6 protein-coding genes are annotated in these 6,000 nt (G+C 63.2%); 4 read left to right on the plus strand and 2 right to left on the minus strand.

The features are described 5' to 3' along the window. Nucleotides 1–62: 62 nt before the first annotated feature. From OCK02_RS21935 to OCK02_RS21950, 4 genes are all read left to right on the plus strand, one after another. The gene (locus OCK02_RS21935; RefSeq protein ID WP_263814870.1) at nt 63–1,508 is read left to right on the plus strand and encodes an NAD(P)H-dependent oxidoreductase; all 1,446 of its coding nucleotides are present in this window, start codon (nt 63–65) and stop codon (nt 1,506–1,508) included. Then, nucleotides 1,501–2,181 carry an aspartate/glutamate racemase family protein gene (locus tag OCK02_RS21940; RefSeq protein ID WP_263814871.1) on the plus strand — a complete coding sequence of 227 codons (681 nt, stop codon included), beginning with the start codon at nt 1,501–1,503 and terminating at the stop codon, nt 2,179–2,181. Before OCK02_RS21935 ends, OCK02_RS21940 begins: the two co-directional genes overlap by 8 nt. 723 nt (nt 2,182–2,904) lie before the next feature. Continuing rightward, nucleotides 2,905–3,429, plus strand: coding sequence for an NUDIX hydrolase (locus tag OCK02_RS21945; RefSeq protein WP_263814872.1), 525 nt, complete (start codon nt 2,905–2,907; stop codon nt 3,427–3,429). A gap of 218 nt (nt 3,430–3,647) precedes the next feature. After that, the gene (locus tag OCK02_RS21950; protein WP_263814873.1) at nt 3,648–3,878 is read left to right on the plus strand and encodes a hypothetical protein; all 231 of its coding nucleotides are present in this window, start codon (nt 3,648–3,650) and stop codon (nt 3,876–3,878) included. 97 nt (nt 3,879–3,975) lie between these two features. Here the strand turns inward: OCK02_RS21950 and OCK02_RS21955 are convergent, their stop codons facing one another. Then, entirely contained in the window at nt 3,976–4,950 is a 975-nt protein-coding gene (locus tag OCK02_RS21955; protein ID WP_230808824.1) for a LysR family transcriptional regulator, read from the minus strand. Between the two features lie 86 nt (nt 4,951–5,036). Continuing rightward, nucleotides 5,037–5,924 (minus strand): NAD(P)-dependent oxidoreductase, encoded by an 888-nt coding sequence (locus OCK02_RS21960; RefSeq protein WP_263814874.1) that lies wholly within the window; start codon nt 5,922–5,924, stop codon nt 5,037–5,039. Nucleotides 5,925–6,000 lie beyond the last annotated feature (76 nt).

The following is a 6,000-nucleotide window of genomic DNA, read 5'->3' on the forward strand; positions in this document are numbered from 1 at the left end:
AAACTCGGCCTCAGTTCCAGTCTGAAGGCCTTGGCGATATTCTATGAAGGGAAGAAATATCAATGGTTTACCATCACATCTATTCCGGCTTCGCAAAAGCCGGAGAAGTCAATGTCGGGATTATCGGTGCTGGAAACTACGGTACCGCCATTGTGACCCAGGCACCCCGCACACCGCGGCTGAACGTCGTAGTGGTGGCCGATATCTCCACCGATGCCGCGCGCGGCGCCTATGAAAAGGGCGGCTATGAGATGGCCCGTGTCGCCTATGCCGAGACGGCCGAGGAAGCCCAGTTGCACATCGCCGAGGGTCGCTTCGTCTACACCGATCGTCCGGAGATCGTCGGCCGCATACCGGCCGTGCAGGTTGTCTGCGAGAGCAGCGGCGTGCCGGAGGCAAGTGTCAGATATGCCGTGCAGGCGATCAATGCGGGCAAGCATGTCGCCATGGTCACCAAGGATTGCGACGTCGCCGTCGGACCGATGCTGAAGCGACTCGCACAGGATGCCGGCGTCGTCTACACGCCTGTCGACGGCGATCAGCATGGTCTTCTCATCCAGTTCTACGAATGGGCGAAGTCGGTGGGCCTGACCGTCTTGTCCGGCGGCAAGGCCACCGATGGCGAATTCGTCTATGACGAGGCCAAGGGCACGGTCACGATCAAGACGGACAAGAAGATCCATGCGCCCAACGTCGCGTCCATCTCCGTCTCGGAAGAAGATCGCAAGTGGCTTGCCATGATCCCTGAAGGGCAGGCCGCAGAATTCGTCGCTCGCCGCAAGGAGATCCTGGCACGGCTGCCGCAGCCCGGCGCCTATGATCTTTGCGAGATTACCGTTGCAGCCAACTACACCGGAATGACGCCGGCGGTAGACACCCTCATCCACGCCCCGCTGCGCATTACCGAGATCCCCGTCGCCTATTGCGAAGCGGTGAATGGCGGCCTGTTCGAGCGCGGCGATACGATCGACCTTGCGACCTGCCTGCGCAGGCCCGACGAGTCCGGTCTCGGTGGCGGCGTCTTCCTGGTGGTGCGCTGCGACAACGCCTATTCGAACCACATTCTGACGACGAAGGGCCAGATCCCGAACTATGACGAAACGGCGACCGTCATCTACCGTCCCTACCACCTGTGCGGCGTGGAGACCGCGACGTCCCTGCTGATGGCGGGCCTCCTGGGGATAGATACCGGTTCGGACGATTACCGGCCCCGCTACGATCTCGCCAAGGTGGCGGCCCGGGATATCAGGGCAGGGGAAACCTTCGGCAACGATCACAATCCGATGATGACGGCGCGCATCATTCCGGCGGTACCGGTCGCGCCCGGCAACCCGGCCTGCGCCCACCTGCTGACCGGAAACCGCGCCAAAATGGATATTCCTGTCGGAACGCTCATCACCTACGACATGGTCGAGGAGCCGCAGGGTTCGCAGCTATGGGAAATTCGCCGGCTTCAGGACCGGGCATTCCTGTCCGAACAGACTTCGAAGGCAAAGGTCGATGCCTGACGGTGCGCCCCGCATCTTCCTCTTCCATGCCACGCCGGTGGCCATGGAGCCGGTCCAGGGCGCCATGCGGGCTCTCTGGCCGGAAGCGGAGGCGGTGAACATTCTCGACGAGAGCCTATCCATCGATCGGGCGAGGGAGGTGGGCGGATTGTCTCAGGGCCTCGTCTGCCGTTTCACCGCGCTGGGCAAGCAGGCGGTCGCAGGCGGCGCCGACGGGATCCTCATCACCTGCTCGGCGTTCGGCCCCGCGATCCGCCAACTCGCCTCGCAGGTGACGGTTCCCGTGCTGATGCCGAACGAGGCGATGTTTCGGGACGCGCTGACGCGCGGGGGACGCATCGGCATGGTGGCGACTTTCGCGCCGGCGGTATCCACGATGGAAAGCGAGTTTGCCGCCTTCGCCGCCGAGATGGACCGCTCCGCACGACTGGAAACGGTCCTTGCGGAGGGCGCAATCGAAAGCCTGCGCCGTGGCGACCGCGAGGATCACGACCGGCGCGTGGCACAAGCTGCACGCGATCTTGTCGACTGCGACGCGATCATGCTGGCGCACTTCTCGACGACACGTGCCGCGCAGGCGGTTCGACGTGCCGTCAATATCCCTGTGCTGACCGCGCCCGAGGCGGCAGTCAGCCGCCTGCGCGCGTTGATCGAAGGGAGTGAACGATGCTGATCGGCGGCAACTGCCGTGCGATTTCCCACCGAGGAGCACTGCTTATTGGAGTTCCTGCGGCCATGGGGCGCCGCCTGGGTCCGCCTCCAGCGAGGATTCTACCGACTTGCGCGACATCAGGCCGGACGCAATAGCCGGCTCCGCAGGGATCATGCGTATCGTGTATACACACACAAGAGACGATGATCGACATTGCAGCCGCCTCATGCTCAATCACCTCACGACAGGTTGGTTGCGCTTTCGTCGAAGCGCGTCGTCACCGACAAATTGCGCTCATACGGAGTCGCAAGACGGGAAGTTATCCGACGAACAATAAGGGCTTGAATTCGCCATACTCGCGGCCCACATGAGGGCCATGGACATGTTGAACAGGACATCGAGGCACATCGAGCAAGCACGCGCCGTATCCCGGAGCGCGCGGCTTTGATCCTGTAACGCCGCCACAGACCCCGCCGCTCCGGGAACCTCACTCGCAAACAGTGCGGTTTATGCTGCGCCTTCCACGGCGCATCGTTGGAGCGTATCCATGTCCCGGTTTCGGTCCCATCCGGTCTGCAATACCTGCAGCCGTCGTCTTCCTGTCGCCGCACGTCGTTGCCCCTGGTGCGAGGCGCCGATCTTCACCACCGGCGCCCGTCCCTTCTCCCGCATCCTGCGAGAAAGGGGTACCAGTCGGTTCGCCTCCTCCCTTTTCGAGGAGGGCACCGGGCGATGAGACCAGGAATGACCAGTGATCGTGCCTTGGAGGCCGGCGGGCAGGACGAGTTGCAGCAAGTCGGTGTTCTTCCCTGGCGAATCCGGAAGAATGGCGAGGCGAAGATCTTGCTCATCACCTCGCGGGAGCGGGGGCGGTGGATCGTGCCCAAGGGGTGGATGGTGAAGGGATATCCTGCCTTCGTCGCCGCATCACGGGAAGCCTTCGAGGAGGCGGGGATTGTCGGCGATATCTCGTCGACACCGATGACGTCCTATCGATACCTGAAGTTGCTGGATGATGGTTCGCAGGTTCCCTGCCGCGTCGCGGTGTTCGGCATGAATGTGCGCGGCACGCTCAGCCATTGGCGGGAAAAGGGGCAAAGGCAGCGGCGGTGGTTTTCTCTGGACGCAGCGGCCGATGCGCTCGACGATGTCGAACTCGCCGTATTCGTTCGGGCGCTTGCCGCCACAGCACCGGACCGCCTGGAGCCATTCATCAGCGCAGGCGGGCGGATGTTGCCGTTCGGCAGACGGCCCGCGATGGAATGCTGAAAACCGTCCCGATGTTCCTGCCGGTGTTCAAGCGCCGCCCTCGGCGGCTGCCTGCCTTTCCTATCCACAGGGTCAGCGCCGGACGCTGATTGCCTGGCGTCACTACCTGCGACGGCAAGAGTGGTGCCAGGCGTTTTTGCGATCCCGAATGGAACCCTTCGGAGCAACACCGGCCCCTTGATGCGCCGGGTCGTTGTTCTATTCAGAAAGAACCAGCAATGAGCTTCCGATACAGTCATACTTTCCCCATCAGCGGCCCGAACAAGCTGCCGCGTTTCAGGCAGTGGGCAGCCGAGAATATTCCGGGCATCGCCCTGTCGCTGCCGCCGCAGGTGCCGATCAAGAGCATGGCCCTGACGGTCCGGCTGAAATCCATCGAGGATCGCACCGTGCTGATCAAGAAGCTCGACGGCGTGAGCTTCGAAAACAGTGCCCGTAAGAGCGCGTAACGATCTGGCCGCACTTCCGCCTTTCGAGCAAAGGCGGAAGTGTTTGGAGGTGCTTGGAAATTAAGGTTGCGTTGTCCCTCGATTTCCGCAGGCAGCGCTATCTCAGGCCAGGTTCCTGGTCACGGGCAGGACGAAAGCTGCATCCGAGGTCCGACAGCGTTTGCCTGATGGAAGCATCAAACGTCCTGGCCTCCGTCCGGATCCATTCGGCGAAGACACTGACGGTACGACGGCTGACATGGCGGGGAGGGCAGACCAGCCAGTAGGCCGGAAATTCCACCACGTCGAACGCGGTGCTCAGCGGCACGAGCGTGCCCCGTTCGAGGTCCTCATGGGCGAGCGTCACGGAATCGAGCACGACCCCGGCGCCATCCCTGGCAAGCTGGATGGCCATGTTCGATCGGTCGAAGCGCAGCGGCGCATGCTCCGTCGACGGATCGATGCCGTGCACGATCAGCCAGATATCCCACTGGTAGAGTGCCTTGACGGATTGAATGCGGCGCGCATTGGCGATCTGGATCACCGGGTCGTCGCTCAGCGCGCGCAGTTGCTCGCGATACTCCGGGCTGCACATCGGCAGCACGAGATCGTGAATGATGCATTCCGTATGAAGGTTTTCCCAGGCGCCGGATCCGTAACGCAGGTCGAGGTCGATCACCTCGGTTTCGAAATCGGAGAAATCCGGTGTCGCATCGACCCGCACGCCCCAGTCGGGATTGGCATCCAGAAACGGTTTAAGCCGTGGCGTCAGCCAGCGGACGGCGAAACTCGGGCTGGAGCGCATGGTCAGATGCCGGCTGTTACGCTGACGAAGAACCGCAGAACGGGCTTCCCGGATCATGCGAAATGCCGTCGTCGTCGTCTGGAACAGCATTTCTCCATCGATGGTCAGGCTGAGCCGGCGGTCCTTGCGGCGGAACAGCCGGACGCCCCATTGCTCTTCGAGCTGCTTGATCTGCTGGCTGACGGCAGCGGCCGACACGCCGAGCTCTTCGGCGGCGAGCGACACCCTGCCAGTTCGGGCGACTGCCTCGAAATAGGCCAGCGAATTGAGGTTGGGGCTGATCGCCATCTGGTCCTCCCGCTGCGCCGATCCCGACGCCAAATGTGGAGGAATGCGCGCAGTCGCATTTCAATGCGGCCTGCGCGCAGCCGGTGTCAAGGGATGCCGTTCAGGCGCCGGTAGGCGGCGATGACCTGGCTGTCGTCGAGAAACCCGTTGCCGGCGCCGCTCTCGCCGAGGAACATCTGGTGGGCTGCGGCGGCAAGCGGCAGGCCCATGCTGACCGAGCGCCCGGCGGCAAGGGCGATGCCGAGATCCTTCACGAAGATGTCGACCGCGCTGGTGACCGGCGGGTGCTCCATCAGCATGCGCGGCCCGCGATCCTTCAGCATCCAGCTGGAGGCGGCCGAGCCTGAGACGATCTCGAGCAGCGTCGCGGTATCGACGCCCGCCTTCTCGCCAAGGGCAAGCGCTTCTCCGGCAGCGGCAAGATGCACGCCGCAGAGCAACTGGTTGATCGCCTTGACGACGGCGCCCTGTCCCTGTTCCGGCCCGCAGTGAAAGAGCTTGTCGCCCATGGTGCGCAGCACCGGCGCCACCGCGTCATAGTCCGCACGCGGTGCGCCGACCATGATCGTGAGCGTTCCGGCCTTGGCCCCGACGACGCCGCCGGAGACCGGAGCGTCGACGAGGATCTTGCCGCTGTTGGCCACGTCCGTTGCCAGCTTCTGCACCTCGTCGGGCGGGCATGTCGCCATGAGGCAGACATGCGCACCCTGCGGCAGGGCCTCAAGCGCGCCGGCATCGACAAGCACCGTGCGTGCCTGGGCCGCATTGACGACCATGAGCACGAGGATAGCAGCGTCGCCGCAGGCATCCTTGAGACTTTCGGCCGGTTTCCCGCCGATCGTCACGAGGGCGTCCATCGCCTCCTTGCGCGTGTCCACGCCTTTGACGGTGTATCCGGCGTTGACGAGGTTGGTGGCCATGGGAAGCCCCATGGACCCCAACCCGACGAATGCGATGTTCTTTGTGTCTTGCATTTCAGTCTCAATAGATGGTGAAGGCAGGGACGTATGAGATGAGGACGAGGACGATGAATGCGACGAGGTAGAAGGG

It is taken from the genome of Rhizobium sp. TRM96647 (assembly GCF_025780115.1).
In the GTDB taxonomy this organism is placed as follows: Bacteria; Pseudomonadota; Alphaproteobacteria; order Rhizobiales; family Rhizobiaceae; genus Mycoplana.

Bases quoted from the DNA above. Each gene is read 5' to 3' on its own strand.
- OCK02_RS21955 (WP_230808824.1), bottom strand. From the start codon at position 4,950: ATGGCGATCAGCCCCAACCTCAATTCGCTGGCCTATTTCGAGGCAGTC.
- OCK02_RS21960 (WP_263814874.1), bottom strand. From the start codon at position 5,924: ATGCAAGACACAAAGAACATCGCATTCGTCGGGTTGGGGTCCATGGGG.
- OCK02_RS21935 (WP_263814870.1), top strand. From the start codon at position 63: ATGGTTTACCATCACATCTATTCCGGCTTCGCAAAAGCCGGAGAAGTC.
- OCK02_RS21940 (WP_263814871.1), top strand. From the start codon at position 1,501: ATGCCTGACGGTGCGCCCCGCATCTTCCTCTTCCATGCCACGCCGGTG.
- OCK02_RS21950 (WP_263814873.1), top strand. From the start codon at position 3,648: ATGAGCTTCCGATACAGTCATACTTTCCCCATCAGCGGCCCGAACAAG.
- OCK02_RS21945 (WP_263814872.1), top strand. From the start codon at position 2,905: ATGACCAGTGATCGTGCCTTGGAGGCCGGCGGGCAGGACGAGTTGCAG.